This window comes from Fructilactobacillus sp. X2R5C2 (assembly GCF_059901375.1).
The window spans coordinates 1-274 of the sequence record NZ_JBWXUX010000016.1 but is presented as its reverse complement, the minus strand read 5'-3'; the positions used below and the strand labels follow the sequence as shown (position 1 = coordinate 274).

The 274-nt window shown below is 37.6% G+C and carries 1 protein-coding gene; it reads right to left on the bottom strand.

The window, feature by feature from the left end; translation table 11 throughout:
* Positions 1-75: 75 nt before the first annotated feature.
* Positions 76-274: DUF6044 family protein (locus AC6UD2_RS06770; protein WP_500698430.1), on the bottom strand; the 199-nt coding region annotated here is incomplete at its 5' end.

Sequence of the window (274 nt, the reverse complement as noted above, 5' to 3'; positions counted from 1 at the left end):
CTGCAATACGCTTTCTTCGTTATAACAAGGTACAACAATCGTTAGTATCGGTGAATTCACTCGATTCCCCCCTTTTCACATGACTCTGTACAAATAAATTTTCCATACGCTTCCTTTTTTCGTAAAAATCCTATCTAGTACCAATCCGTTTTCCTTCGCGTTGTTGATAGGTATGGCAGAAAATATATACCTGCCACCTAATCCTTTAAACGCATCCATATTAAGGTCTAAATTTTCCAGCTCTTTCTTCGAGCCTTTCTTGAACATATAATGC